This window comes from Pseudomonas sp. L5B5 (assembly GCF_020520285.1).
GTDB lineage: Bacteria > Pseudomonadota > Gammaproteobacteria > Pseudomonadales > Pseudomonadaceae > Aquipseudomonas.
Window position 1 is genome coordinate 4,531,584 of the sequence record NZ_CP084742.1, and the last position, 24,951, is coordinate 4,556,534.

Here is a 24,951-nt window from a genome sequence, read left to right on the forward strand (position 1 = left end):
ACCCGAACGGCATGCCGAAGTCAAGCGAGGCCTTTTATGCCCTAATAAAGGGCTGGCAGGGCGATTTTGCGGCAAAACAGGGCGCTTTTCGGGCCTCGGAAGCCACGGCCACCCCACGCTTGAGCGGGCCGTGTCATATCTTTTACGGGGGTGTTGTGTAAAAAAATGAACAAGGCTAAGCTCGGATCAAACCCATAACAGCAATAATACCGGGGTGTTTCATGTCTCGCCTGCCGTTAATCGGCGTCACGGCCTGCTCCAGGCAGATCGGTCTGCACGCCTATCACATCAGTGGCGACGAGTATGTCCAGGCAGTAGCCACCGCGGCCCAGGGCCTGCCGGTGATCCTTGCGTCCATGGCGCACCTGCTGGCTCCGTCCGATATTCTGGACGGTCTGGACGGCATCCTCTTTACCGGTTCTCCATCCAATATCGAGCCTTTCCATTACCAGGGCCAGGCCAGCGCGCCGGGAACTGCTCATGATTCTGCACGGGATGCTGCCACCTTGCCGCTGCTCAATGCCGCCGTCGAAGGCGGGGTTCCGGTGCTGGGTATCTGCCGTGGCTTCCAGGAAATGAACGTCGCCCTGGGGGGCAGCCTGCACCAGAACGTGCACCAGGTGTCGCCGTTCATGGACCACCGTCATGCCGAGCAGCCCGGTCAGCCCCTGGACGCCTGGTATGCGCCAGCCCACGACCTGCATGTCCAGCCCGGTGGTTTGCTGGCGAGCCTGGGGCTGCCGGACACCTTGCAGGTCAACTCGATCCATGCCCAGGGCGTGGAGCGCCTGGCCCCCGGCCTGAGAGTCGAGGCCCGTGCCCCGGACGGGCTGATCGAAGCTGTTTCCGTCGAAGCGAGCAAGGCTTTTGCTTTGGGAGTGCAATGGCACCCCGAATGGCAGGTAAGCTGCAACCCTCACTACCTGGCCATCTTCCAGGCTTTTGGTGATGCCTGCCGCGAGCGGGCAAAAAAGCGCGACATCGAAGTCACACACGCCTGACTCAATAGCGAGCAGGAAACTCAGCCTAGAGGCATTTATGAGCAACAACCTCGACCAGCTCACCGATTGGTTGAAAGACCACAAGATCACAGAAGTCGAATGCATGATCGGCGACTTGACCGGCATCACCCGGGGCAAGATCTCGCCGACCAACAAGTTCATCGCCGAAAAAGGCATGCGCCTGCCTGAGAGCGTGCTGTTGCAGACCGTGACCGGCGACTATGTCGAAGACGACATCTATTACGAGCTGCTGGACCCGGCGGACATCGACATGATCTGCCGCCCCGACCACAACGCGGTGTACCTCGTGCCCTGGGCCATCGAGCCCACTGCCCAGGTGATCCACGACACCTACGACAAGCAGGGCAACCCCATCGAGCTGTCGCCGCGCAACGTGCTCAAGAAGGTCCTCAAGCTCTATGCCGACCATGGCTGGCAGCCGATCGTGGCGCCGGAGATGGAGTTCTACCTGACCAAGCGCAGCGACGATCCCGACTACCCGTTGCAGCCGCCAGTGGGCCGCTCCGGGCGTCCAGAAACCGGGCGCCAGTCGTTCTCCATCGAAGCGGCCAACGAGTTCGACCCGCTGTTCGAGGACGTCTATGACTGGTGCGAACTGCAGGAACTGGACCTCGACACCCTGATCCACGAAGACGGCACGGCGCAGATGGAGATCAACTTCCGTCACGGCGACGCCCTGTCCCTGGCCGACCAGATCCTGGTGTTCAAGCGCACCATGCGCGAAGCGGCGCTCAAGCACGATGTGGCCGCCACCTTCATGGCCAAGCCCATGACCGGCGAGCCAGGCAGTGCCATGCACCTGCACCAGAGCATCATCGACATCAACACTGGCAAGAACGTCTTCTCCAACGAAGACGGAACCATGAGCCAGCTGTTCCTGAACCATATCGGCGGGCTGCAGAAGTTCATCCCCGAGCTGCTGCCGCTGTTCGCTCCCAACGTCAACTCGTTCCGCCGCTTCCTGCCCGACACCTCGGCGCCGGTGAACGTCGAGTGGGGCGAGGAGAACCGCACCGTGGGGCTGCGGGTACCGGATGCCGGGCCGCAAAACCGCCGGGTGGAAAACCGCCTGCCAGGTGCCGATGCCAACCCTTACCTGGCGATCGCCGCCAGCCTGCTGTGCGGTTTCATCGGCATGGTCGAGGGGCACAACCCGAGCGCGCCCGTGGTGGGCCGTGGTTATGAACGGCGCAACCTGCGCCTGCCGCTGACCATCGAGGACGCCCTGGAGCGCATGGAAAACAGCAAGACCATCGAGAAGTACCTGGGCCACAAGTTCATCACCGGTTATGTCGCGGTGAAACGGGCCGAGCATGAAAACTTCAAGCGCGTGATCAGTTCCTGGGAGAGGGAGTTCCTGTTGTTCGCCGTCTGACACGCCGGGCGCCGCTGCCCGTCGGCGGCGCCTTCACTGATACCAAGGAGACATTGATGACTCATAAAAACCCGCAAACCCGCGAGTGGCAAACCCTCAGCAGTGATCACCACCTGGCGCCCTTCAGTGACTTCAACCAGTTGAAGGAGAAGGGGCCGCGGATCATCACCCATGCCAAGGGGGTGTACCTGTGGGACAGTGAAGGCAACCAGATTCTCGACGGCATGGCCGGCTTGTGGTGTGTAGCCATCGGCTATGGCCGCGACGAGCTGGCCGAAGTGGCCAGCAAGCAGATGCGCGAGCTGCCGTACTACAACCTGTTCTTCCAGACCGCCCACCCGCCTGCGCTGGAACTGGCCAAGGCAATCACCGACGTGGCGCCGAAGGGCATGACCCATGTGTTCTTCACCAGCTCGGGTTCCGAAGGCAACGACACCGTGCTGCGCATGGTCCGTCATTACTGGGCATTGAAGGGCAAGCCGCACAAGCAGACCATCATCGGTCGCGTCAACGGCTACCACGGCTCCACCGTCGCCGGCGCCAGCTTGGGCGGCATGAGCGGCATGCACGAACAGGGCGGCCTGCCGATCCCGGGTATCGTGCACATCCCGCAGCCGTACTGGTTCGGCGAAGGCGGCGACATGACCCCGGACGAATTCGGGGTGTGGGCGGCCGAGCAGCTGGAGAAGAAAATCCTCGAAGTCGGCGAAGACAACGTTGCCGCCTTCATTGCCGAGCCCATCCAGGGCGCCGGTGGCGTGATCATTCCGCCAGACACCTACTGGCCGAAGGTCAAGGAGATCCTCGCCAAGTACGACATCCTGTTCGTTGCCGACGAAGTGATCTGCGGTTTCGGTCGCACCGGCGAGTGGTTCGGCTGCGACTACTACGACCTCGAACCCGACCTGATGACCATCGCCAAAGGCCTGACCTCCGGTTACATCCCCATGGGCGGTGTGATCGTACGTGACACCGTGGCCAAGGTGCTCAGCGAAGGCGGTGACTTCAACCACGGCTTCACCTACTCCGGTCACCCGGTGGCCGCCGCGGTGGGCCTGGAAAACATCCGTATCCTGCGCGACGAGAAAATTGTCGAGAAGGCACGCAGCAAAGCGGCACCCTATTTGCAGAAACGTCTGCGTGAGCTCGGTGACCACCCACTGGTGGGCGAAGTTCGCGGCGTGGGTCTGCTGGGGGCCATCGAGCTGGTCAAGGACAAGGCTACTCGCACGCGCTACGAAGGCCGGGGTGTGGGCATGATCTGCCGGCAGTTCTGCTTCGACAACGGCCTGATCATGCGTGCCGTGGGCGACACCATGATCATCGCTCCGTCGCTGGTGATCAGCGAGGCGGAAATCGACGAGCTGGTGGCCAAGGCGCGCAAGTGCCTGGACCTGACCTTGAGTGCTCTGCAGGGCTGAGTGCTAGGCTTTGAGCGCAGTGCTTGCGGGCATTGCGCCCAAAGCGGATATAAAGGCCGGGGCTCACCTTGAAAGCCGGCCTTGGATCTTGCCAGACTACCCGCCGTTTTTAACGGCCCGGACATGGGTGCCAGGCCGCGGGTCACCGAGAATGTGCTTAAGAAGAATAATTGGAGCATTACGCATGAAGGCATTAGGTATGAAGTTAGCTGGCAAGACCCTCCTCGCCATGTCCCTGATGGGCGTAATGGCGGCGGCAGTACAGGCGGACGACAAAGTGCTGCACGTCTACAACTGGTCCGACTACATCGCTGCGGACACCATCAAGAAGTTTGAAGCCGAATCGGGCATCAAGGTGGTCTACGACGTGTTCGACAGCAATGAAACCCTGGAAGCCAAGTTGCTGGCCGGCAAGTCCGGTTACGACGTGGTGGTGCCTTCCAACAACTTCCTGGCCAAGCAGATCAAGGCAGGCGTCTATCAGGAACTGGACAAGTCCAAGTTGCCGAACTGGAAGAACCTCAACGAATCGCTGCTCAAGGCGGTCTCGGTGAGCGACCCGGGCAACAAGCATGCCTTCCCTTACATGTGGGGTTCGATCGGCATCGGTTTCAACGCCGAGAAGGTCAAGGCGGCACTGGGTGCCGACGCGCCGACCAATTCCTGGGACCTGCTGTTCAAGCCGGAAAACGCCGAGAAGTTGAAGTCCTGCGGCATCAGCTTCCTCGACTCGCCGACCGAGATGATTCCGGTGGCGCTGCATTACCTGGGGTACCCGACCGACAGCCAGGACAAGAAACAGCTGGCTGAAGCCGAAGCCCTGTTCCTCAAGATCCGTCCTTCGATCGGCTACTTCCACTCCTCCAAGTACATCTCGGACCTGGCCAACGGCAACATCTGCGTGGCCGTGGGCTACTCGGGTGACATCTACCAGGCCAAGGCCCGTGCCGCCGAAGCTGGCGACAAGGTCAAGGTCAGCTACAACATTCCCAAGGAAGGTGCTGGCAGCTTCTACGACATGGTCGCCATTCCCAAGGATGCGGAAAACGTCGAGGGCGCCTACAAGTTCATGACCTTCCTGCAGAAGCCGGAGATCATGGCCGAGATCACCAACGCCGTGCGTTTCCCCAACGGCAACGCTGCCGCGACCGCCCTGGTCGATAAAGACATCACCAGCGACCCGGGTGTCTACCCGCCAGCCGAGGTCCAGGCCAAGCTGTACGCGATCGCCGATTTGCCGGCCGCGACCCAGCGCATCCTGACCCGCAGCTGGACCAAGATCAAATCCGGCAAGTAAGCCGATTTGCTGCATCACCTGTTGTCGTCGTCATGGCGAGGGCGGCAACAGGAAACAATTAAATGACAGAAAGTTTTGCTGGATTGGTTTATCGAGGGTAAGTTGCGCGCCGGTTTTGTTGCTGGGCAGCTTGGGGGCTGTCAGGTAGCGCGGGGCAACTTTGGCCCAACTATTCAAGAGGACCTCCACTTGCCTATTTCTTTGTTTCGCAAAGCCATGCTGGTCGCCGCCAGCCTGACGCTGGTGGCAGGCGCTCAGGCTGCATCGACCGTGCATATTTATAACTGGTCCGACTATATCGGGCAGGGCACCCTGGCAGATTTCGAAAAGACCACGGGCATCAAGCCGCAGTATGACGTGTTCGATTCCAACGAAACCCTGGAGGGCAAGTTGCTGGCCGGGCGTACCGGCTACGACGTGGTGGTGCCGTCCAACCACTTCTTGGGCAAGCAGATAAAGGCCGGGGCTTTCCAGAAGCTCGACAAGAGCCTGTTGCCGAACTACGCCAACCTCGACCCGAAGTTGCTCAAGCGTCTTGAAGTCAACGATCCGGGCAACCAGTACGCAGTGCCTTATCTGTGGGGCACCAACGGCATCGGTTACAACGTCGAGAAAGTGAAGGCCGCCCTGGGCGTGGACAAGATCGACTCCTGGAGTGTTCTGTTCGAGCCCGAGAACATCAAGAAGCTCAGCAGCTGCGGCGTGTCCTTCCTCGACTCTGCCGACGAAATGATGCTCACGGTGCTCAACTATCTGGGCCTGGACCCCAACAGCACCAATCCCCAGGACTACAAGAAGGCCGAGGCCACGCTCCTGGCGGTGCGTCCCTACGTGACCTACTTCCACTCCTCCAAGTACATCTCGGACCTGGCCAACGGCAATATCTGCGTGGCCGTCGGTTTCTCCGGCGACGTGTTCCAGGCCCGTGCCCGGGCTGCCGACGCCGGCAAGGGCGTGAACATCGCCTACACGATCCCCAAGGAAGGTGGCGCCCTGTGGTTCGACATGCTGGCGATCCCCAAGGATTCGACCAACGTCAAGGAAGCCCACGCCTTCATCAACTACGTGCTGAAACCTGAGGTGATCGCCCAGGTCAGTGACTACGTCGGTTATGCCAACCCCAACCCCGGGTCGGACAAGCTGATGGACCAGTCCATCCGCACCGATGAGGCGGTTTATCCACCGCAGGCCGTGCTCGACAAGACTTACGTGTCCATAGAGTTGCCAGTCAGTATCCAACGCTTGATGAACCGCAGCTGGACCAAGGTCAAGACGGGTAAATAGTTCTACAGGCTCAAACTATCCTGGACCCGTCCACCTGGGGCGGGCTGAAAATTTTGTTGGGAGTTTCGCAAATGGCAGTTGCCTCCGGCGCCTATAAGAAAGCCCTCGAGGGCGATCAGACACCCAAGCAGGTGCTGGTCAAGATCGACCGGGTCACGAAGAAGTTCGACGAGACAGTTGCCGTGGACGATGTGTCCCTGGAAATCAAGAAAGGCGAGATCTTCGCCCTGCTTGGCGGCTCCGGCTCGGGCAAATCCACCCTGCTGCGCATGCTCGCCGGCTTCGAGCGCCCAACGGAAGGGCGGATTTTCCTCGATGGCGTGGACATCACCGACATGCCGCCCTACGAGCGGCCGATCAACATGATGTTCCAGTCCTACGCCCTGTTCCCGCACATGACCGTGGCCCAGAACATTGCCTTCGGCCTCAAGCAGGACAAGATCCCGACGGCGGAGGTCGATGCCCGGGTGGCCGAAATGCTCAAGCTGGTACAGATGAGCCAGTACGCCAAGCGCAAGCCGCACCAGCTCTCCGGTGGCCAGCGCCAGCGCGTGGCCCTGGCCCGCTCCCTGGCCAAGCGGCCCAAGCTGCTGTTGCTGGACGAGCCCATGGGCGCCCTGGACAAGAAGCTGCGCTCGCAGATGCAGCTGGAGCTGGTGGAGATCATCGAGCGCGTGGGCGTGACCTGCGTGATGGTGACCCACGACCAGGAAGAGGCCATGACCATGGCCGAGCGCATCGCGATCATGCACCTGGGCTGGATCGCCCAGATCGGCAGCCCGATCGATATCTACGAGACCCCGGTCAGCCGCCTGGTCTGCGAGTTCATCGGCAACGTCAACATCTTCGAGGGCGAAGTGGTGGACGATGCCGAAGGGCACGCGCTGATCACCTGCAAGGATGTGGATCGCAACATCTACGTGGGCCACGGCATCAGCACCTCGGTTCAGGACAAGTCGGTGACCTACGCCATCCGCCCGGAAAAACTCCTGGTGACCGCCGAGATGCCGAGCTGCGAGTACAACTGGTCCAGTGGCAAGGTCCACGACATCGCCTACCTGGGTGGCCACTCGGTGTTCTACGTCGAGTTGCCGAGCGGCAAGCTGGTGCAGTCCTTCGTCGCCAACGCCGAGCGTCGTGGTGCACGGCCGACCTGGGGCGACCAGGTCTACGTCTGGTGGGAAGACGACAGCGGCGTGGTACTGCGCTCATGAACATGCGAAAGCTCAAGCGTCGACTCGACCGGATCATCCCCGGAGGCCGCCAGCTGGTCATCGGGATCCCGTTCATCTGGCTGTTCCTGTTCTTCATGCTGCCGTTCTTCATCGTCCTGAAGATCAGCTTCGCCGAAGCGGACGTGGCCATTCCGCCGTACACCGAGATCTACAGCTACGTCGACCAGAAGCTCCAGGTACTGCTCAACCTGGGCAACTACGCGATGCTGGGGGACGACGAGCTGTACATCGCGGCCTACCTCGGCTCGCTGAAGATGGCTTTCATCAGCACCATCCTCTGCCTGCTGATCGGCTACCCGATGGCCTATGCCATCGCCAGTGCCCGCAAGGAAATGCAGACCGTGCTGGTGCTGCTGATCATGATGCCGACCTGGACCGCGATCCTGATCCGCGTCTATGCCTGGATGGGCATCCTCAGCAACAACGGCCTGCTTAACGGCTTCCTGATGTCCATGGGCTGGATCAGCGAACCGCTGCAGATCCTCAACACCAACATCGCGGTGTACATCGGCGTGGTCTATTCGTACCTGCCGTTCATGGTGCTGCCGCTGTACGCCAACCTGGTCAAGCACGACCTGAGCCTGCTGGAGGCTGCCGCCGACCTCGGGTCGGGCACGTTCAACAGCTTCTGGCGCATCACCGTGCCGCTGTCCAAGAACGGCATCATTGCCGGCTGCATGCTGGTGTTCATCCCGGTGGTCGGCGAGTTCGTGATTCCCGAACTGCTGGGTGGCCCGGAAACCCTGATGATCGGCAAGGTGCTGTGGCAGGAGTTCTTCAACAACCGCGACTGGCCGGTGGCCTCGGCCCTGGCGGTGGTGATGCTGGCGATCCTGATCGTGCCGATCATCCTGTTCAACCGTAGCCAGGCCAAAGAAATGGAGGCCAAGGAATGAAGCGCTTCAGTTTCTCCAACCTGATGCTGGTGCTCGGCCTGGTGTTCATCTACCTGCCGATGCTGATCCTGGTGATCTACTCGTTCAACGCCTCGCGGCTGGTGACGGTCTGGGGCGGCTGGTCGATCAGCTGGTACGTCGGCCTGCTGGACAACACCCAGCTGATGGGCTCGGTGCTGCGCTCCCTGGAGATCGCCTGCTACACCGCCGTGGCGGCAGTGGCCTTGGGCACCCTGGCGGCGTTCGTCATGACCCGGATCAGCCGCTTCAAGGGCCGTACCCTGTTCGGTGGCCTGGTCACCGCGCCGCTGGTGATGCCCGAAGTGATCACCGGCCTGTCGCTGTTGCTGCTGTTCGTCGCCATGGCCCAGGCCATCGGCTGGCCTCAGGAGCGGGGCATCGTGACTATCTGGATCGCCCACACCACGTTCTGCGCGGCCTATGTGGCCGTGGTGGTGTCGGCGCGCCTGCGCGAGCTGGACCTGTCCATCGAGGAAGCGGCCATGGACCTGGGCGCCAGGCCATTCAAGGTGTTCTTCCTGATCACCATCCCGATGATCGCGCCGTCCCTGGCGGCGGGCGGCATGATGTCGTTCGCCCTGTCGCTGGACGACCTGGTGCTGGCCAGCTTCGTCTCCGGCCCGGGCTCCACCACCTTGCCGATGGAAGTGTTCTCGGCGGTGCGCCTGGGGGTCAAGCCGGAGATCAACGCGGTGGCCAGCCTGATCCTGCTGGCGGTGTCGCTGGTGACGTTCCTGGTCTGGTACTTCAGCCGGCGTGCCGAGGAAGCCCGCAAGCGGGCGATCCAGCAGGCCATCGAGGAAAGCGCCGCCGACTTCTGGAAACAGCCGGACGTGCGCCGGGCCCAGGCACCGGAAGCCGTTTAAGCCCCTTGCTGCGCCATGACAACGCCCCTGGAAAGGGGCGTTGTCGTTTCTGTAGTAGCTGCCGCAGACCGCTCAGTACACGTGCTCTTCAGTCATTCAAGAGACCCAGGGCGAGCGGCGAATCACCTCGACGAAGTTCATCGGCTCGAAGCCCGGCTGCTGGTCGGCCAGGACATCGGTCTTGACGTTGCCGAAGGTGGTCTGCGGGCGATGGCGCAGGCCATCGGCGAATGCGCATAGGATGCACTCCTTGAATCCTTCGCCCCGAGGGTGGGCGTGGACCACGGCTTCGCGCTGGGCGGCCGGGAATGCCGCGTAGTCGATGCCCAGTACGTCCATTTCGACCCCGGCGGTGACCAGGGCCACGGTGGGGCGCAGGTGCTGGGGGATGCCGGGGGTGGTGTGCAGGGCGATGGACAGCCAGACCTGCTCGATATCGTCGTCGCTCAGGCCGTGGGGCTTGAGAAAGTCCCTGGCGGCATTGGCGCCGTCGACCTCGAAGCGCTGGTCGTCGCTGCGGTGACCGGGCACCAGGCCCAGGTCGTGGAACATGGCGCCGACGTACAGCAGCTGCGGGTCGTAGTCCAGCTGGCGCCGCTCGCCGCTCAGGGCGCCGAACAGGAACACCCGGCGCGAATGGTGGTACAGCAGGTCGGATTCGATATCGCGGATATAGTCGGTGGTGGCCCGGGCCAGGGTACTGTCGGGAATCCTGATCCCGGCGATGGTGGAAGTCATGGGGCTGTCCTCTTGGCAAGCGCCGTGCTGGCGCTGGAGTCGAAAGTCTGTGCCTGGACCACACGGTGAACAATCGGTGCGGGGTTGCGATCGCGGCCAACCTGGAGGCATTTACGGCCATCGGCTTTTGCGCCGGGGGGCTGGTTGCGACAATCCCCGGACAGGCAAACTGGCCTGCCCAGCTCATAGAAGGCGGTGTGCCCCATGGCCAGATCCATTGCCATCCTGGTGTTTCCGGGTGTCCAGGCCCTCGATGTGACGGGCCCCATGGATGTGTTTTGCGAAGCCAACCGCTTCCTTCCCGTCCAGGCCCATTACCAGCTGGAGGTGATCGGACTGCAGGCCGGCGCGCAGGTCTGCTCCAATGGCCTGGTGCTGCAGGCCGGACGCTCCTTCGAGGCAGCCCTGGAGCCCTTTGACTTGCTGCTGGTGGCGGGCGGGCCGCAGGTGCCCGGCAGCGACTTTGGCGCGGCCTTCTACGCCTGGCTGCGCACGGCCTGTGCCCGGGCCGCAGGTTTCGGTTCGATCTGCAACGGTGCGTTCATCCTGGCCCGGGCCGGGTTGCTGGAGGGGCGCACGGTGACCACTCACTGGAGTGATGCACCGGCGCTGGCAGCCTTGTACCCCTCGACCCGGGTCGAGGCCGATCGCCTCTATGTCCAGGATGACAGGCTGTTCACTTCGGCCGGAGTCAGCGCCGGCATCGATCTGTCGTTGTACCTGCTGGCCCAGGAGCAGGGCGCAAAGGTCGCTTTGGATGTGGCCAAGCGCCTGGTGGTGTTCACCCAGCGTGCCGGTGGCCAGTCGCAGTTCAGCCCGTTCCTGCTGCCCCAGGGCGATGCCACCTCCATCGTGGCTCAGGTCCAGCAGTATGTGCTGGATCACTTGCAAGGCGACCTGGGCATCGCCGAGCTGGCCCGGGCGGCGAACATGAGTCCGCGCAACTTTTCCCGGGTATTCCTGCGCGAGGCCGGGGTGACCCCCGGGGAATTTGTCGAGCGGGCACGGGTGGATGCGGTCCGGGCGCTGCTGGAGCGCTCCCGGGAGCCGCTCAAGACCCTGGCCTACCGCTGCGGCTTTCGTGATGCCCAGCACCTGCGCAGCGTATTCAAGCGCCGGCTTGGGCTGACTGCGCAACAGTTTCGCGCGAACTTCGCCCCTCCTGCCCCGTAGTCGCTGCCGACCACGGGAGGGAGGCATCAGGGGCGGCGGGCGGGCAGCAGCTTCAGGGTTGCACGAGTATTGGCAGTGACTTCCTCTTCACTGAAGTGCGCCTGCTGGTAGACCCCTTCGATGTAGGCTTCGGCTTGGTCGTCATAGTGCTTGTCGAACAGCACGCCGCTCTGGCCCACCGGGTTGATGGTCAGGCTGTGGGCCGGGTCGGCGAAGTCGATGATGCGCCGGGTCGACGGGCCATAGACCACCGACCAGGGCGCCGGGCCGATCTTGCTGGTGAGGTTGTTGGGCACTTCATGGCTGCCGGGCGCCTCCAGCGGACCCACATTGAACAGGTGATCCAGGGGTTTTTGCATGCCCAGGGGATGGCCGTGGGTCAAGGTGTGGGCAGTGCCCCACCGCCACTGCGCCGGGTCCGCTCCGAGGGTGCGCTTGAGGTGATCGATGCTGGCGCGCCAGGCCCGGTTCACCGTATCGGCACGGCTTTCACGCTGGGGCGTGGTGCGGTCGTCCCACCAGGGTGAGTCGGGGTCCGCCGCCAGGCGTGGCAGGGCGGCATCCACCACCCGGGCCTGGATCAGTGCATCGAAATAGGCATCACCGAGTTTTTCACGGAAGGCGGCCTGGGCCAGTTCGAACAGGAACTGGTTGAACAGGGTGGCGCTGGTGGACTCCAGCGGGTAGTCACCCTGCCACTGGGCCAGTTGCTCCACCAGCTTGAGCTCCTCGGGGGTGCGCACCACCTCCCGCAGGACGGGCAACAACGGTGCCAGCAGGCGCGGGCCATAGGCGGTGGTGGTGCCCAGCTGTAGCTTCTGGGTGTTCTCAAGGTCCCATTTCACCGCCTTGTCGCTGAGCTGGCGATCCAACTGCTGGCCGCGGTCTGCCAGGTTGTAGTAACCGGGAATCTCCATGCCGGTGGGCGAGACGGGCTGGAAGTTGGCCGAGACGATGTAGCCGCGCGCCGGGTTCTCTTCTTGGGGGTTGGCGCTGAAGGGATAGAAACCGTCCTTGTCCGCGAGGGCAGTGCTGCCGTCGAGGATGAAGGCTGGCTGGGCTCCGGCCGGCCGCTTGGGCAGCAGCGCTGCGGCCCACCAGCCAATGTCGCCCTTGGCGTTGGCCCAGACGAGGTTGAGTCCGGGGGCATGGATCTTGGCCGCAGCCGCCCGGACCTTGGCCAGGGTGTCGGCGCGGTTGAGCTGGTAGAACCCGTCGAGGATCGGGTTGGGGGTCTCCAGGAATCCCCACCACATGGCGATTGGGGCCTTGCCGACGGTGCTGCCGAGCATGTCGTTGATGATCGGGCCGTGGGGCGACTGGCGCAGGGTCAGGGTTACCGGTGCCTGACCCTTGACGGCAATCTGTTGCTCGCTGCTGATCAGGTCGACCCATTTGTCGCGGAACCATACCTGGTTGGGGTTATCCGGGTTGAGCTTCTCGGCGATCAGGTCGAGATCGTCGTTCTGGAACATGGTCAGGCTCCAGCCGAAGTCCAGGTTGTGGCCCAGGAAGGCGAACGGCACGAGGGCCTGATGGTGGCCGTAGAGCTCGAAGCCTGGCGCCGACAGCTGCGCCTCGTACCACACTGCCGGCAGTGAGTAGCGGATGTGCGGATCGCCGGCCAGCAGCGGGCGTCCACTCTTGGTCCGGCTGCCGGACACGGCCCAGGCATTGCTACCCTCGAACTGCGGCAAGCCTGCCTCGGCCAGTGCCTGCTGGCTCAAGTGGGCGATCTGCCCCAGGTCTTGCCAGTCGATGGCGGCCAGGGGCTGGGAAGGCTGCGACCGGTCCTTGGCCAGCACGCCCTTGGGCTGCCAGTCCAGGTCGAACACCTTCAGGTAGTCATTGCCCAGTTGGTCGCGGATATAGGTCAGCAGCGGCTCGGTACGGAAGGCCATGGCGAAGCTGTAGGCCATGAAACCGGCAACGCTGACCGTGTCTTCGGCGGTGAACGGGCGTTTTTCGATGCCCAGCATGTCGAACTCCATGGGCCGGGCATGGCTGTCCTGATACTGGTTGATGCCGTCCAGATAGGCTTCCAGGGCCTTCCAGGCCGGGGACTGGCGGTCCAGCGTGGCAACATAGCTGTCGGCCCGCTCGCGGATGCGCAGGCTGCGGAACAGCTTGTCGGTGTCCACCAGCTTGGGCCCCAGGACCTCGGCCAGTTCGCCGCGGGCCAGGCGTCGCAGCACTTCCATCTGGAACAGCCGGTCCTGGGCATGCACGTAGCCCAGGGTGCGATACAGGTCGGTTTCGTTTTCCGCACGGATGTGCGGTACGCCGCGTTCGTCGTAGCGCACCGTGGCCGAGCCCTGCAGGCCGCTGAGTTGCACCTGGCCCTGACGCATCGGCTGCTTGCTGTACAGATACCCGCCAAGGCCCGCCAGCAGGGCGAGGATCAACACGGCGACGATGATCAGGCTGCGTTTCATGCGGGCTCCTTGCTGCTGTTGTGTTCAATGCCGCCCCGGAAGAGCAGCAGACATGTAACACATCTGGCAGACCCTGCGCAGGAGGCAGTCCTTGATTAGTCGCGAATGCCTTGGTCGGTGCTGCTGGTCCAGGGGCAGTAGCAGCCCACCGCCAGGGTATGTGTGGCGCTGACCGCGCGGTCTTCCTGCAAGGCCTGGAGAATGGGCTCGATGAAACTGTTGCTGGCGTTGCAGGTCAGGCCTTCGCTGTAGGGACCGAAGTAGGCCAGTCGGCCATTGCGGTCCCAGATGGCCACGGCGGGGCTGGCGGGGATCTGGTCGGCGCCTGGCAGGTGTTCCAGGGGCTTGAGGCGTTCCAGGGTGGCTGGCAGCTGGCCGTGGCTGCCGGCTCTTTGCACCGAATAGAATTCCACGCCTCGCGGCCCGTAGGTTTCGATCAGCTCGGCCAGGTGCTGCTGGTTGCCGACGTTGCAGGGGCAGGCCGGGTCCCAGAAGTGCACCAGGCGGATCGCTCCGGGGCCAGCCAGTTTGGCGGGCAGTTGCAGGGGGTCGCCGGAAAACATCGCCGTGTGCTCGCTGAAGGCGCGCAGGTAGCGGCCCTGGAACCAGTCGTAGGCACTCCACAGCACCACGGCGCAGATCAGGACGAGCAGGCTGGCGAGCAGGGTTGTGCGGTAGGGCTTGCGCATGCAGAGAGGTCCTCGAAGGTCGCGTAGCTTGCCATGCTTGTCGCGACAGATGAATATCGCAGGCTCATAAAGCCCGTTTTGCCCCTGGCATTCCCGTTTTGGAAACATCCATGTCCGCGACCTTCGACCCCGACCTCCTGCGCGCCAGCCTGCAACCCTTGGTCGATGGGCAGCCCCTGTCGGCGCAAGGCCAGGCCTACCAGCGTTTCTACGGGCTGGATTTCGCCGGGCGCGCCCGGGTGCCACGCAGCCGCCTGGGACGCTTCCGGGTGGACGGCTACGACGTGGTCAGCCAGGTCTGGTGGCCGCAGCAGCCCCGGGCGACGATGTTCCTGTTCCATGGTTTCTACGATCACATGGGCCTGTACCGGCATGTGATCGAGTGGGCGTTGCACCGGGATTTCGTGGTGATTTCCTGTGACCTGCCCGGGCACGGCCTGTCCAGTGGCGAGCGGGCCAGCATCGACGATTTCGCGGTGTACCAGCGGGTGCTGCAGGGGTTGTTCGAACAGGCGCGGTCCCTTGACCTGCCTCAGCCCTGGCATCTGTTCGGACAGAGCACGGGGGGTGCGATCATCATCGATCACCTGTTGCACCAGGGCGCCCAGAGCCCGGCCCAGGGCCAGGTGATCCTGCTGTCACCGCTGGTACGGCCCCGCGCCTGGGGCTGGTCGCTGCTCAGCTACTACCTGCTGCGGCCCTTCGTCAGCGGCATTGCCCGGCGTTTCAGCGAGAACTCCAACGACCGCGACTTCCTCGCTTTCCTTCAGGCCGACCCCTTGCAGCCCCAGCGCCTGCCGACAGCCTGGGTCGGCGCGCTGGCTCGCTGGATCAAGTACCTGGAAGCGGCCCCGCGCAGTGCCAGGCAACCGGTGATCGTGCAGGGGCAAGAGGACATGACGGTGGACTGGGAGCACAACCTGCAAGTGATTCGCGGCAAGTTCGCGGCGCCCGAGGTGCTGATGCTGCCGCAGGCGCGACATCACCTGGCCAACGAGGTGGCGTTGTACCGTGACCAGTATTTTGCCTTCCTGAGCCAGCACGTCTGAGTCGCAGGTTGCGAGCGGCTCGTAGGGCGCGCAAGGTTCCCAGGGGCGCAGGAGGTTCGGCGGGCGATCGTCGGGCAAGGTCCTGCGGACCTTTGCGCAGCCTCGCGGGCTCGGCAGTGGCTACAGGTGCGTTACTGAATCAGGGTGCGAGGCTGGAGGTGCTCTGGCCCACTGCCAGGCCTGCGCGGATGGCCGCCAGGGCCGCCTGGTAGTAGGCCTTGCCTTCGCTGGACTCGGCGAAGGTGGCGAACTCTTCCAGCTCGGTGTCGGACAGGTCCCGGTAGACGTACAGCAGGGTGTTGTTGAGGTCGTTGCCGATCTGCTCCATCAGGCGCTGGCGCTGCCCGTTGAGCATGCCCTGGGCCTGGCCGTTGCCCAGGAGGCCGGGGATCATCTGGCTCAGGCTGTCAGCGGCGACCCCGGCGATGGCCAGGCTGACTTCCGCACCGGCCTCGCGAGCCGGCAGGGCCTGGGCCAGGTGGCCGATGACCAGTTGGCGATTGTCGCTGGCCTGCATTTTCGGCAGACCCTGGGCGTTCTTGGCCAACTGGTCGCGGCGGGTGGCCTGCAGCTCGGCAGCCACGATCTTGCGTCCCAGTGGCGATTGGAAAAAGCTCAGGGCCGGTGCGGGGTCGGCCAGTTGCTGGCGCAGTTGTTCCTCGGCACGGCGATCCACGGCCTGGGGGGCGAAACGCTGGTTGCTGTTGTCCACCAGGGCCTGGTAGACCGCCGGCGGCAGGCTGTTCTGGTAGCGCTGCTGGGCGGCGCCGAGGGCATCGGTAAAATGCGCGCGTTGTTCTGCCCAACCGGCGACCTTGTACAACTGGTCGTGGCTGTCTGCCCAGGCAGGCATGGTGCAGAAGATCAACAGTGAGAAAAGCAAACGGCGCATAAGGACTCCTGTCAGCAGGCGACTATTCTCCGGGGCAAGGCGGTAGTTGTCGAGAATTCGTATCAGATGAAGTCATGGTGCCCGGCGCAGCGCAAAAAATGCTGTATCTGCCGCCCTGTGGCTCTGTCGGATTTATCCGCGCCTGGATACTATGCGCGCCATGCACATACCCTCTGATCACCCGCTGTTGTTGCGCATCGTCGACGACCTGGCCGCCCGTGGCTGGTCGCAGCAGGATGTGTTCCTGCCCGAGGCTCTGACCCTCGAACTGGCCGCCGAGTGCCGTAAACGTGCCGCTGACGGTGAACTGGCCCCTGCAGCGGTCGGGCGTGGCCCTGCGCAGGAGATCCGCGAGGGTATTCGCGGCGATCACATCCAGTGGCTCGAACCCAGCCAGGCCGAGGCCATCGATGCCTACCTGGAACTGATGGACAGCCTGCGCGAAGCCCTGAACCGTGGCCTGTTCCTCGGGCTGGAGGACTTCGAATGCCATTTTGCGATGTACCCGCCGGGTGCCTTCTACAAGCGTCATGTGGATCGGTTTCGCGACGATGATCGACGGATGGTGTCGGCGGTGGTCTATCTCAACTCGCAGTGGCTGCCGGAGCAGGGCGGGCAACTGCGCATGTACCTGGGTGCCCAGGGGCAGCATGACCTGGAGCCTGTCGGCGGTCGGCTGGTGGTGTTCCTCTCCGGTGAGCTGCCCCATGAAGTCCTGCCCGCGACCCGGGAACGCCTGTCCCTGACGGGTTGGTTCCGGCGCCGCGGCAACGAGCCGTTCTGATGATGCACAAGATCCTGGTCAGTCGTTGCCTGCTGGGCCATCGGGTGCGCTATGACGGCGGTGCCAGTGGCCCGTTCGACGTGCTGGCAGCCTGGCTGCAGGAGGGGCGGGTGGTCGCCCTGTGTCCGGAGGTGGCGGGCGGCTTGCCGACGCCCCGAGCGGCGGCGGAGATCCCCGGTGGGCAGGGCGTCGCCGTGCTTGAGGGGCATACACCGGTAATGACCACGGAGGGTGAAGATGTCAGTGCCGAGTTTCTCTCCGGTGCCCGGCAGGCTCTGGAACTGGTGGAAAAGCACGGCATACGTATTGCCGTGCTCAAGGCCAACAGCCCGTCCTGCGGCAATCTCTTGACCTATGACGGCTCTTTCAGCGGGATCAAGGTCCCGGGGGAGGGCGTTACCGCCGCGTTGCTCAAGCAGCACGGCGTACAGGTCTTCAGCGAGCTGCAACTGCCCGAAGCCGCCACTGCCCTGGCTGCATTGTCCTCGTAGCCGCTGTCGAGCTTTAGCGAGGCGGCGAAAAGGCCCGAAGGGCCTTGCCTGGCGGCTCCCTGCGAACTTCTGGCGTCCTCTGCGCCCTTTCGGGCCGCTCGCAGCCTGCGGCAGGCCAGGTTTATTGTTCGGCTTCGCCCTTGGGCGGCTTGCTGGCGTCCATGCCGAACCATTTGTCCGACAGGGCCATCAACCGGCCGTCTGCCTTGATCCGCTGCAAGGCGCTATCCAGGCTGGCCCGGAACGCCGGGTTACCCTTCTGGAAGGGAATCGCCAGGCTCAGGGTCGGTCCCACCTTGGCGCCTTCCTTCACTGGCAGGCGGCTGTCACGAATGGCGTAGGGAATCAGCAGGCGATCGCTGATGGCGGCGTCGATCTGCTTGTCCGCCACATCCTTGATCGGCTGCTGGGCATCGGGATAGCTGCGCAGGTTGATCCCTTCCACGGTGCGCGCCTGATCGACGAACTGGCTGCCCTGCGCCACGCCCAGGGCCTGGCCACGCAGCGATTGCAGGGAAAACAGCGGGCGCTGCTCTTCCTTGCGCACGATCAGTTGGGCACTGGAGTAGCTGTAGGGTTCGCTGAAGTCGAAACGATCCTTGAGCTCCGGTGTCACTGCTATGTGATTGATAGCGACGTCGAACCGGCCACTCTCGACACCCGGCAGCAACTCGGCAGCCTCTGCCACCACGAAGTCTGCGCGCACGTCCAGCTCAGCGGCCAGCAACTGCCCAAGCTCCACTTCGAAGCCGGCAAGCTTGCCGTCATCCTTGTAGTTGAAGGGTGGGGTATTGGCCTCCAGGGCGATGCGCAGTTCCCGGCGATCATTGACGTCGTCCATCAGTTCGGCGTGGACGCAGGTGCTCGCCAGGGGCAGCAGAAGTATCAGGCCAGGCAGGAAACGCATGGTCACTCCTTGAATTCATATGGGCGATGCTCTGATCAGGCTCGCTTTGCTAAGGTGTTGAGTGCCTTCGACAACGAATTGCCACGAAGTTGTCATAACCGTAAAAGATTTGCGGAAACTGGAGAAGATAATGAAAAAGTATATGTCTTGCGCGGCCCTGGCGGGTGTATTGCTGGGAGCCTCGATGCTGGTCGGTGCAGCGGAAATTCCTCGTACGCAGGCACCTGCCGGCGCCAAGGTGTTCATCGTTTCCCCGGCTGACGGGGCTACCGTGGACAAGACCTTCAAGGTCAAGTTCGGGGTCGAGGGCATTGCCCTGGCACCGGCGGGCGATCAGAGCGCCAACACTGGGCACCATCACCTGCTGATCGACGTCGACCAGCTGCCGGCCGAGAACATGCCGATTCCGATGGATGCCAACCACCTGCACTTCGGCAAGGCCCAAACCGAGACCGAAGTCACCCTGGCTCCGGGCAAACACACCCTGCAGCTGGAACTGGGCGACAAGAACCACGTGCCGTTCGACCCGGTGATCGTCTCCAAGAAGATCACAGTGACAGTGAAATAAGCGTAAACGCCGGACAAAAAAGGGAGCCTATCAAGGCTCCCTTTTTGGTGCGGCTAGCAGCAAGGTTTCAGCTAAAAGCTACAAGCTGGAGTGCAGCTTGAGACTTGCCGCCTGAAGCTGCTCTCAGAACAGCACGCGGCAGCGGATGGTGCCGTTGATGTGCTGCAGTTTCTCTTGAGCCAGGTCCGAGTACTCGGCGTCGACGTCGATCACCACGTAGCCGACCTTTTCGTTGGTCTGCAGGAACTGGCCGGAGATGTTGATGCCGTTTTCGGCGAAGACCTTGTTGATCTCGCTCATCACGCCCGGAATGTTCTCGTGGATGTGCAGCAGACGGTGCTTGCCAGGGTGGGCAGGCAGGGCGACTTCAGGGAAGTTGACCGAGGATACCGAGGTACCGTTGTCGCTGTACTTGACCAGTTTCTCGGCCACTTCCAGACCGATGTTGGCCTGGGCTTCAGCGGTGGAACCGCCGATGTGCGGGGTCAGGATCACGTTGTCCAGGCCACGCAGCGGGCTTTCGAACTCTTCGTCGTTGGAGCGGGGCTCGACCGGGAACACGTCGATGGCCGCGCCGATCAGGTGCTTGTCCTTGATCGCGTCCGCCAGGGCGTCCAGTTCGACCACGGTGCCGCGCGCGGCGTTGATCAGGATGCCGCCCTTCTTGATGGCGCGGATTTCCTTCTCGCCGATCATCCACTGGGTGGCTGCGGTTTCCGGCACGTGCAGGGTGACGATGTCGGACATGCCCAGTAGTTCATGCAAGTTGCCTACCTGGGTAGCGTTGCCCAGCGGCAGCTTGGTCACGGTGTCATAGAAGAACACCTGCATCCCCAGGCCTTCGGCCAGGACCGACAGCTGGGTGCCAATGGAGCCATAACCGACGATACCCAGCTTCTTGCCGCGGATTTCGAAGGAGTTGGCCGCGCTCTTGATCCAGCCACCACGATGGCAGGAAGCGTTTTTCTCTGGAATGCCGCGCAGCAGCAGGATGGCCTCGGCCAGTACCAGCTCGGCTACCGAGCGGGTGTTGGAGTAAGGCGCGTTGAACACCGCGATGCCGCGCTCGCGCGCTGCGGACAGGTCCACCTGGTTGGTGCCGATGCAGAAACAGCCCACTGCGACCAGTTTTTTCGCGTGCTCGAAGATCTCTTCAGTCAGCTGAGTGCGGGAGCGGATGCCGATGAAGTGTGCATCGGCGATCTTTTCCTTGAGCTGGGCTTCCGGCAGAGAACCGGTGAGGTACTCGATGCTGGTGTAGCCGGCGGCCTTGAGGACGTCGACAGCGGATTGGTGGACGCCTTCGAGGAGAAGGAACTTGATCTTGCTCTTATCGAGAGAAGTCTTGCTCATCTGCGTAAACCTGTGTCCCGGAGAAATTGGCAGGGAAGTGGACAGCTCGAGCTGACCTGGACGGCGCGAGGCCGGCACCGCAGAAGGCCCTTGGGCACTCTGCTGCGGGGGCGGTATGCTAGCATACGCGCCCCGCTAAACACTCATTCCTGCGACGTGAAGCGTTCTCAGGATGACCATGAATTGTTCGAGAGTTCTGTCGATGACCAATCCTGCCCTGATTGATGAGCTGAAGACCCTGGTTGAGCCCGGCAAAGTACTGACCGACGCCGACTCGCTGAATGCCTACGGCAAGGATTGGACCAAACATTTCGCCCCCGCCCCGACAGCCATCGTGTTCCCCAAGAGCACCGAGCAGGTCCAGGCCATCGTTCGCTGGGCCAACCGACACAAGGTGGCGCTGGTGCCGTCGGGCGGCCGTACCGGGCTGTCGGCTGCCGCAGTGGCGGCCAACGGCGAGGTGGTGGTGTCCTTCGACTACATGAACCAGATTCTCGAACTGAACCTGACCGACCGCACCGCGGTATGCCAGCCAGGTGTGGTGACCGCGCAGTTGCAGAACCTCGCGCAGGAGAGCGGCCTGTACTATCCGGTGGACTTCGCATCGGCAGGCTCCAGCCAGATTGGCGGCAATATCGGTACCAATGCCGGCGGGATCAAGGTGATTCGCTACGGCATGACCCGCAACTGGGTGGCTGGCATGAAAGTGGTCACCGGCAATGGCGACCTGCTGGAACTGAACAGGGACCTGATCAAGAACGCCACCGGCTATGACCTGCGCCAGCTGTTCATCGGCGCCGAGGGCACCCTGGGTTTCGTGGTCGAGGCCACCATGCGCCTGGACCGCGCGCCGAAGAACCTCACCGCGATGGTGCTCGGCACGCCTGACTTCGACTCGATCATGCCGGTGCTGCATGCATTCCAGGGCAAGCTCGACCTGACGGCCTTCGAATTCTTTTCCGACAAGGCCCTGGCCAAGATCCTGGCCCGCGGCGATGTGCCGGCACCGTTCGAGACCGAGTGTCCGTTCTATGCGCTGCTGGAGTTCGAAGCCACCACCGAGGAGGTGGCCAACCACGCCCTCGAGACCTTCGAGCATTGCGTCGAACAGGGCTGGGTGCTCGATGGCGTGATGAGCCAGAGCGAAACCCAGTTGCACAATCTGTGGAAACTGCGCGAGTACATCTCCGAGACCATTTCCCACTGGACGCCGTACAAGAACGACATCTCGGTCACCGTGTCGAAAGTGCCGGCATTCCTCCAGGAAATCGACAGCATCGTCGGCAAGCACTACCCGGATTTCGAGATCGTCTGGTTCGGCCATATCGGCGACGGCAACCTGCACTTGAACATCCTCAAGCCCGACGACCTGAGCAAGGACGAGTTCTTCGCCAAGTGCGCCACCGTCAACAAATGGGTGTTTGAAACCGTCGAGAAGTACAACGGTTCGATTTCCGCCGAGCATGGCGTGGGCATGACCAAGCGCGACTACCTGACCTACAGTCGCTCGCCGGTGGAAATCGAGTACATGAAGGCGGTCAAGGCCGTGTTCGATCCGAACGGCATCATGAACCCTGGCAAGATCTTCGCTGCTTGAGTCCAGGCAGTCCCCCGAACAAGCGCACGAGCAGGAGTCGGTAATGAGCTATCAGCACCAGTACGTCGACGGTACCCGGATCCATTTCCCGCTGGGCAAGGTGGTCTGCATCGGCCGCAACTATGCCGAGCACGCCAAGGAACTGGACAACCCGGTCCCCACCGAGCCGTTGCTGTTCATCAAGCCAGGCAGCTGTGTCGTGCCCCTGGAAGGCGGTTTCGCCATTCCCACCGAGCGTGGCTCGGTGCACTACGAGGCCGAGATCGCGGTGTTGATCGGCAAGCCGCTGTCTCCAGCGCCCAGCCGCGAGGAAGTGCTGGATGCCATTTCCGGTTTTGCCCCGGCCCTGGACCTGACCCTGCGGGACAAGCAGGCCGAGCTCAAGGCCAAGGGGCTGCCCTGGGAGATCGCCAAGTCGTTCGACGGCGCGGCGGTCATCGCACCTTTTGTGGTGGGCAGCACCTTCGCCGACCTGACTGATATCGGCATTCGCCTGACCATCAATGGCGAAGTGCGCCAGGATGGCAACAGCAGCATCATGCTCAACCCCATCGTGCCGATGATCCAGTACATGGCGGGCTGTTTCTCGTTGCAGGCCGGTGATGTGATCCTGACCGGCACCCCGGTCGGCGTGGGGCCACTGAATATCGGTGACGAGCTGGTGCTTGAATTGCCCGGCGTCAGCCGCTTCACCAGCACCGTCCGTTGATCGGAAACTTTCTGCGAGGGCGCCGAAAGGACGGACATCTCGCAGAAAGCCCTCGCGCTTTTACCGTTTTTTCACATTCCCTCCGGATAATCTCCGGGTTTATGGTGCGCAGTACTCAAATTTGCGTGCTATTACCTACGGCCGAGCTTCTGGAATCTGTGAAATGGATGCCCAACCGCTGACCAAACCCTACACTCCCCGCCGCTTGCGATTGCGCATGCGCTGGTATTCCTGGCTATTGCTGGCTGGCGTGCTCAGCTATGGGCTGGCCAGCATCATGCATTGGGATGACCGCGGCGTGCTCTGGCTGCAGGAAGGCTTCGTCAGCCCGGCTGAGCGCAGTGCCAGTATCTGGCTGCCCACCTATCGGGCGGTGATCGACGCCAAGCTGATGCCAGGGCTGGAGCGCGACGAAGCCTCCGACCTGTCCTACAACCCACAGACCAAGACCCTGTTTTCCGTGATGGGCAAGCATCCGTTCCTGGTGGAGCTGAGCCTTCAGGGCGATGTCCTGCGCAAGATTCCCCTGGTGGGCTGGAGCAATCCTGAAGGGGTGGCCGTGATGGAAGGTGGCCTGATGGCGATCGTCGATGAGCGTGATCACTCCGTGGTGATCGTCAAGGTCGATGCCGCTACCAGCCAGTTGAATATTGCCGATTATCCCAAGTACGACCTGGGGCCCTCGGAAGACCAGAACAAGGCTTTCGAAGCAGTGGCCTGGGACCCACGCAAGCAGCAGCTGCTGCTGGGCGAGGAACGTCCGCCGGCGCTGTTCACCTGGAGCAGCGATGGCCACGTGCTCAAGGGCGACAAGCAGAAGCTGCCCAGCGATGAGCTCGACCTGCGCAACCTCTCGGCCCTGGGCATCGACCCGCGCACCGGCCATACCCTGGTGCTGTCTGCCGAGTCCCACCTGCTGCTGGAGCTGGACGAGCAGGGCGAGCAAGTCAGCTTCATGACCCTGCTTGGCGGCTTCAATGGCCTGAAGAACACCATCCCGCGGGCCGAAGGCGTGGCCATGGACGAGGCAGGCAACCTGTACCTGGTCAGCGAATCCAACCTGTTCTATCGCTTCGAGAAACGCTGAGCGCCGGGCCCGGCTGCTCCGATTAAGCTTGAATTCAGGCGGTCGTGATATTTCATCTGCCTGTCCTGTTTTCGAGCTTGCCTGCCATGTATCGCTTGAGTCGTTTCCATCCCCTCTATCTTGTTGTCGGCCTGGTGGTCGTGCTGCTGGCGGCATTCGCCCACAACCACCGGCTGTGGCAGCGCGCCTGGTTCGACTGGCAGGCCTACTGGCAAGCGGGTGACCCGCATTCGCTGGGCCTGGGTGATTACCGGGTGGTGCGCGAGGCCCAGGCCATCGAGGGCCTGGATGATGTGTCGGCGCTGACCTACGACCCGTTGCGCAACAGCCTGTTCACCGTGACCAACAAGCAGCCCGAGCTGATCGAGCTGTCCCTGGATGGGCAGGTGCTCCGGCGCGTGGCCCTGGTGGGGTTCGCCGACCCCGAGGCGGTGGAGTTCATCAGCGCCGATACCTACGTGATCAGCGACGAGCGCCAGCAGCGACTGATCAAGATCAGGCTGCGGGACGACACCACGATGGTGGATGCGGCGCAAGCGGAGCAGGTTACCCTCGGCCTGCACATGAGCGGCAACAAGGGGTTCGAGGGGCTGGCCTACGACTCCCGGGGCAAGCGCCTGTTCGTTGCCAAGGAACGTGATCCGATGCTGATCTACGAGGTCCAGGGGTTTCCCGACAGCGAACCGGACACGCCCTACGCCATGCACGTGGTGAACAACCCCAAGCGCGACGCGGCGCTGTTCGTGCGCGATCTTTCGAGCCTGCAATACGATGAGCGCAGCGGCCATCTGCTGGCGCTGTCGGATGAGTCGCGGCTGGTGCTGGAGCTCGACCCCCAGGGGCGTCCCTTGAGTACCCTGGCGCTAGGCAAGGGCCGGCAAGGGTTGGGGCAGGCGGTGCCCCAAGCCGAAGGCATCGCCATGGACGATGAAGGCACGCTGTACCTGGTCAGCGAGCCGAACCTGTTCTACGTCTTCAAGAAGCCCGCTCGCTAGCCCGGGCGTCGAGACTGGCCAGCCAGGGCGAATGCCCTGGGAGCTGGTCGCGGAACAGGTCCGGGTG

General features: G+C 62.9%; 23 protein-coding genes. 17 read left to right on the forward strand and 6 right to left on the reverse strand.

Going from position 1 to position 24,951, the window contains the following annotated elements:
* The first annotated feature begins 221 nt into the window (after positions 1-221).
* The 8 genes from LGQ10_RS20665 to LGQ10_RS20700 all read left to right on the forward strand — a co-directional run bounded on the left by LGQ10_RS20665 (position 222) and on the right by LGQ10_RS20700 (position 9,417).
* On the forward strand, positions 222-1,001 hold the full coding sequence (locus tag LGQ10_RS20665) for a gamma-glutamyl-gamma-aminobutyrate hydrolase family protein (protein ID WP_058433267.1): 780 nt from the start codon (positions 222-224) through the stop codon (positions 999-1,001).
* Positions 1,002-1,038: 37 nt separating this feature from the next.
* Positions 1,039-2,397: a glutamine synthetase family protein gene (locus tag LGQ10_RS20670; RefSeq protein WP_226523047.1), complete on the forward strand. Its 1,359-nt coding sequence runs from the start codon at positions 1,039-1,041 to the stop codon at positions 2,395-2,397.
* A 56-nt stretch (positions 2,398-2,453) separates the two neighbouring features.
* Positions 2,454-3,818: an aspartate aminotransferase family protein gene (locus tag LGQ10_RS20675; RefSeq protein ID WP_226523048.1), complete on the forward strand. Its 1,365-nt coding sequence runs from the start codon at positions 2,454-2,456 to the stop codon at positions 3,816-3,818.
* 199 nt (positions 3,819-4,017) lie between these two features.
* Positions 4,018-5,115: a polyamine ABC transporter substrate-binding protein gene (locus LGQ10_RS20680; protein ID WP_058436055.1), complete on the forward strand. Its 1,098-nt coding sequence runs from the start codon at positions 4,018-4,020 to the stop codon at positions 5,113-5,115.
* Positions 5,116-5,304: 189 nt separating this feature from the next.
* A complete protein-coding gene (locus LGQ10_RS20685) occupies positions 5,305-6,399 on the forward strand; it encodes a polyamine ABC transporter substrate-binding protein (RefSeq protein WP_226523049.1) in 1,095 nt (364 codons plus the stop codon).
* Positions 6,400-6,470: 71 nt separating this feature from the next.
* Positions 6,471-7,613: an ABC transporter ATP-binding protein gene (locus LGQ10_RS20690; protein WP_226523050.1), complete on the forward strand. Its 1,143-nt coding sequence runs from the start codon at positions 6,471-6,473 to the stop codon at positions 7,611-7,613.
* 35 nt (positions 7,614-7,648) lie between these two features.
* The gene (locus tag LGQ10_RS20695) at positions 7,649-8,530 is read left to right on the forward strand and encodes an ABC transporter permease subunit (RefSeq protein WP_226526169.1); all 882 of its coding nucleotides are present in this window, start codon (positions 7,649-7,651) and stop codon (positions 8,528-8,530) included.
* Positions 8,527-9,417: an ABC transporter permease subunit gene (locus tag LGQ10_RS20700; RefSeq protein ID WP_226523051.1), complete on the forward strand. Its 891-nt coding sequence runs from the start codon at positions 8,527-8,529 to the stop codon at positions 9,415-9,417. The genes LGQ10_RS20695 and LGQ10_RS20700 overlap by 4 nt, the downstream gene beginning before the upstream one ends.
* A 96-nt stretch (positions 9,418-9,513) precedes the next feature.
* On the opposite strand, the gene LGQ10_RS20705 is transcribed toward LGQ10_RS20700, so the two are convergent.
* On the reverse strand, positions 9,514-10,155 hold the full coding sequence (locus tag LGQ10_RS20705; RefSeq protein ID WP_226523052.1) for an HD domain-containing protein: 642 nt from the start codon (positions 10,153-10,155) through the stop codon (positions 9,514-9,516).
* 204 nt (positions 10,156-10,359) lie between these two features.
* Between LGQ10_RS20705 and LGQ10_RS20710 the strand changes: the two genes are divergently transcribed.
* Positions 10,360-11,328 carry a GlxA family transcriptional regulator gene (locus tag LGQ10_RS20710; protein ID WP_058433243.1) on the forward strand — a complete coding sequence of 323 codons (969 nt, stop codon included), beginning with the start codon at positions 10,360-10,362 and terminating at the stop codon, positions 11,326-11,328.
* Between the two features lie 26 nt (positions 11,329-11,354).
* Here the strand turns inward: LGQ10_RS20710 and LGQ10_RS20715 are convergent, their stop codons facing one another.
* On the reverse strand, positions 11,355-13,763 hold the full coding sequence (locus LGQ10_RS20715) for a penicillin acylase family protein (RefSeq protein WP_226523053.1): 2,409 nt from the start codon (positions 13,761-13,763) through the stop codon (positions 11,355-11,357).
* Between the two features lie 95 nt (positions 13,764-13,858).
* Complete coding sequence (locus tag LGQ10_RS20720; RefSeq protein ID WP_226523054.1) at positions 13,859-14,452, reverse strand: DUF6436 domain-containing protein; 594 nt, start codon at positions 14,450-14,452, stop codon at positions 13,859-13,861.
* Between the two features lie 110 nt (positions 14,453-14,562).
* Between LGQ10_RS20720 and LGQ10_RS20725 the strand changes: the two genes are divergently transcribed.
* Positions 14,563-15,501 carry an alpha/beta hydrolase gene (locus LGQ10_RS20725; RefSeq protein WP_058433241.1) on the forward strand — a complete coding sequence of 313 codons (939 nt, stop codon included), beginning with the start codon at positions 14,563-14,565 and terminating at the stop codon, positions 15,499-15,501.
* Between the two features lie 139 nt (positions 15,502-15,640).
* Here the strand turns inward: LGQ10_RS20725 and LGQ10_RS20730 are convergent, their stop codons facing one another.
* Positions 15,641-16,393 (reverse strand): DUF2059 domain-containing protein, encoded by a 753-nt coding sequence (locus LGQ10_RS20730; protein WP_058433240.1) that lies wholly within the window; start codon positions 16,391-16,393, stop codon positions 15,641-15,643.
* 151 nt (positions 16,394-16,544) lie between these two features.
* Here LGQ10_RS20730 and LGQ10_RS20735 point away from each other — a divergent pair, with 151 nt between their 5' ends.
* A complete protein-coding gene (locus LGQ10_RS20735) occupies positions 16,545-17,177 on the forward strand; it encodes a 2OG-Fe(II) oxygenase (protein ID WP_058433239.1) in 633 nt (210 codons plus the stop codon).
* A 2-nt stretch (positions 17,178-17,179) separates the two neighbouring features.
* On the forward strand, positions 17,180-17,668 hold the full coding sequence (locus LGQ10_RS20740; protein WP_058433246.1) for a DUF523 domain-containing protein: 489 nt from the start codon (positions 17,180-17,182) through the stop codon (positions 17,666-17,668).
* A gap of 121 nt (positions 17,669-17,789) precedes the next feature.
* Here the strand turns inward: LGQ10_RS20740 and LGQ10_RS20745 are convergent, their stop codons facing one another.
* Entirely contained in the window at positions 17,790-18,575 is a 786-nt protein-coding gene (locus LGQ10_RS20745; RefSeq protein WP_058433238.1) for a transporter substrate-binding domain-containing protein, read from the reverse strand.
* A gap of 130 nt (positions 18,576-18,705) precedes the next feature.
* Between LGQ10_RS20745 and LGQ10_RS20750 the strand changes: the two genes are divergently transcribed.
* On the forward strand, positions 18,706-19,143 hold the full coding sequence (locus LGQ10_RS20750; RefSeq protein ID WP_226523055.1) for a DUF4399 domain-containing protein: 438 nt from the start codon (positions 18,706-18,708) through the stop codon (positions 19,141-19,143).
* 123 nt (positions 19,144-19,266) lie between these two features.
* Here LGQ10_RS20750 and serA read toward each other — a convergent pair whose 3' ends face one another.
* Complete coding sequence (gene serA, locus LGQ10_RS20755) at positions 19,267-20,496, reverse strand: phosphoglycerate dehydrogenase (protein ID WP_226523056.1); 1,230 nt, start codon at positions 20,494-20,496, stop codon at positions 19,267-19,269.
* 202 nt (positions 20,497-20,698) lie between these two features.
* Between serA and LGQ10_RS20760 the strand changes: the two genes are divergently transcribed.
* The 4 genes from LGQ10_RS20760 to LGQ10_RS20775 all read left to right on the forward strand — a co-directional run bounded on the left by LGQ10_RS20760 (position 20,699) and on the right by LGQ10_RS20775 (position 24,884).
* Positions 20,699-22,093 (forward strand): FAD-binding oxidoreductase, encoded by a 1,395-nt coding sequence (locus LGQ10_RS20760; RefSeq protein WP_226523057.1) that lies wholly within the window; start codon positions 20,699-20,701, stop codon positions 22,091-22,093.
* 43 nt (positions 22,094-22,136) lie between these two features.
* On the forward strand, positions 22,137-22,802 hold the full coding sequence (locus LGQ10_RS20765; protein ID WP_226523058.1) for a fumarylacetoacetate hydrolase family protein: 666 nt from the start codon (positions 22,137-22,139) through the stop codon (positions 22,800-22,802).
* Positions 22,803-22,965: 163 nt separating this feature from the next.
* Positions 22,966-23,889: an SdiA-regulated domain-containing protein gene (locus LGQ10_RS20770; protein ID WP_058437137.1), complete on the forward strand. Its 924-nt coding sequence runs from the start codon at positions 22,966-22,968 to the stop codon at positions 23,887-23,889.
* 86 nt (positions 23,890-23,975) lie between these two features.
* Positions 23,976-24,884 (forward strand): SdiA-regulated domain-containing protein, encoded by a 909-nt coding sequence (locus LGQ10_RS20775; RefSeq protein ID WP_226523059.1) that lies wholly within the window; start codon positions 23,976-23,978, stop codon positions 24,882-24,884.
* Positions 24,885-24,951: the final 67 nt, after the last annotated feature.

Bases quoted from the DNA above. Each gene is read 5' to 3' on its own strand.
- LGQ10_RS20665 (WP_058433267.1), top strand. From the start codon at position 222: ATGTCTCGCCTGCCGTTAATCGGCGTCACGGCCTGCTCCAGGCAGATC.
- LGQ10_RS20670 (WP_226523047.1), top strand. From the start codon at position 1,039: ATGAGCAACAACCTCGACCAGCTCACCGATTGGTTGAAAGACCACAAG.
- LGQ10_RS20675 (WP_226523048.1), top strand. From the start codon at position 2,454: ATGACTCATAAAAACCCGCAAACCCGCGAGTGGCAAACCCTCAGCAGT.
- LGQ10_RS20680 (WP_058436055.1), top strand. From the start codon at position 4,018: ATGAAGTTAGCTGGCAAGACCCTCCTCGCCATGTCCCTGATGGGCGTA.
- LGQ10_RS20690 (WP_226523050.1), top strand. From the start codon at position 6,471: ATGGCAGTTGCCTCCGGCGCCTATAAGAAAGCCCTCGAGGGCGATCAG.
- LGQ10_RS20700 (WP_226523051.1), top strand. From the start codon at position 8,527: ATGAAGCGCTTCAGTTTCTCCAACCTGATGCTGGTGCTCGGCCTGGTG.
- LGQ10_RS20705 (WP_226523052.1), bottom strand. From the start codon at position 10,155: ATGACTTCCACCATCGCCGGGATCAGGATTCCCGACAGTACCCTGGCC.
- LGQ10_RS20710 (WP_058433243.1), top strand. From the start codon at position 10,360: ATGGCCAGATCCATTGCCATCCTGGTGTTTCCGGGTGTCCAGGCCCTC.
- LGQ10_RS20715 (WP_226523053.1), bottom strand. From the start codon at position 13,763: ATGAAACGCAGCCTGATCATCGTCGCCGTGTTGATCCTCGCCCTGCTG.
- LGQ10_RS20720 (WP_226523054.1), bottom strand. From the start codon at position 14,452: ATGCGCAAGCCCTACCGCACAACCCTGCTCGCCAGCCTGCTCGTCCTG.
- LGQ10_RS20725 (WP_058433241.1), top strand. From the start codon at position 14,563: ATGTCCGCGACCTTCGACCCCGACCTCCTGCGCGCCAGCCTGCAACCC.
- LGQ10_RS20730 (WP_058433240.1), bottom strand. From the start codon at position 16,393: ATGCGCCGTTTGCTTTTCTCACTGTTGATCTTCTGCACCATGCCTGCC.
- LGQ10_RS20735 (WP_058433239.1), top strand. From the start codon at position 16,545: ATGCGCGCCATGCACATACCCTCTGATCACCCGCTGTTGTTGCGCATC.
- LGQ10_RS20740 (WP_058433246.1), top strand. From the start codon at position 17,180: ATGCACAAGATCCTGGTCAGTCGTTGCCTGCTGGGCCATCGGGTGCGC.
- LGQ10_RS20745 (WP_058433238.1), bottom strand. From the start codon at position 18,575: ATGCGTTTCCTGCCTGGCCTGATACTTCTGCTGCCCCTGGCGAGCACC.
- LGQ10_RS20750 (WP_226523055.1), top strand. From the start codon at position 18,706: ATGAAAAAGTATATGTCTTGCGCGGCCCTGGCGGGTGTATTGCTGGGA.
- serA (WP_226523056.1), bottom strand. From the start codon at position 20,496: ATGAGCAAGACTTCTCTCGATAAGAGCAAGATCAAGTTCCTTCTCCTC.
- LGQ10_RS20760 (WP_226523057.1), top strand. From the start codon at position 20,699: ATGACCAATCCTGCCCTGATTGATGAGCTGAAGACCCTGGTTGAGCCC.
- LGQ10_RS20765 (WP_226523058.1), top strand. From the start codon at position 22,137: ATGAGCTATCAGCACCAGTACGTCGACGGTACCCGGATCCATTTCCCG.
- LGQ10_RS20770 (WP_058437137.1), top strand. From the start codon at position 22,966: ATGGATGCCCAACCGCTGACCAAACCCTACACTCCCCGCCGCTTGCGA.
- LGQ10_RS20775 (WP_226523059.1), top strand. From the start codon at position 23,976: ATGTATCGCTTGAGTCGTTTCCATCCCCTCTATCTTGTTGTCGGCCTG.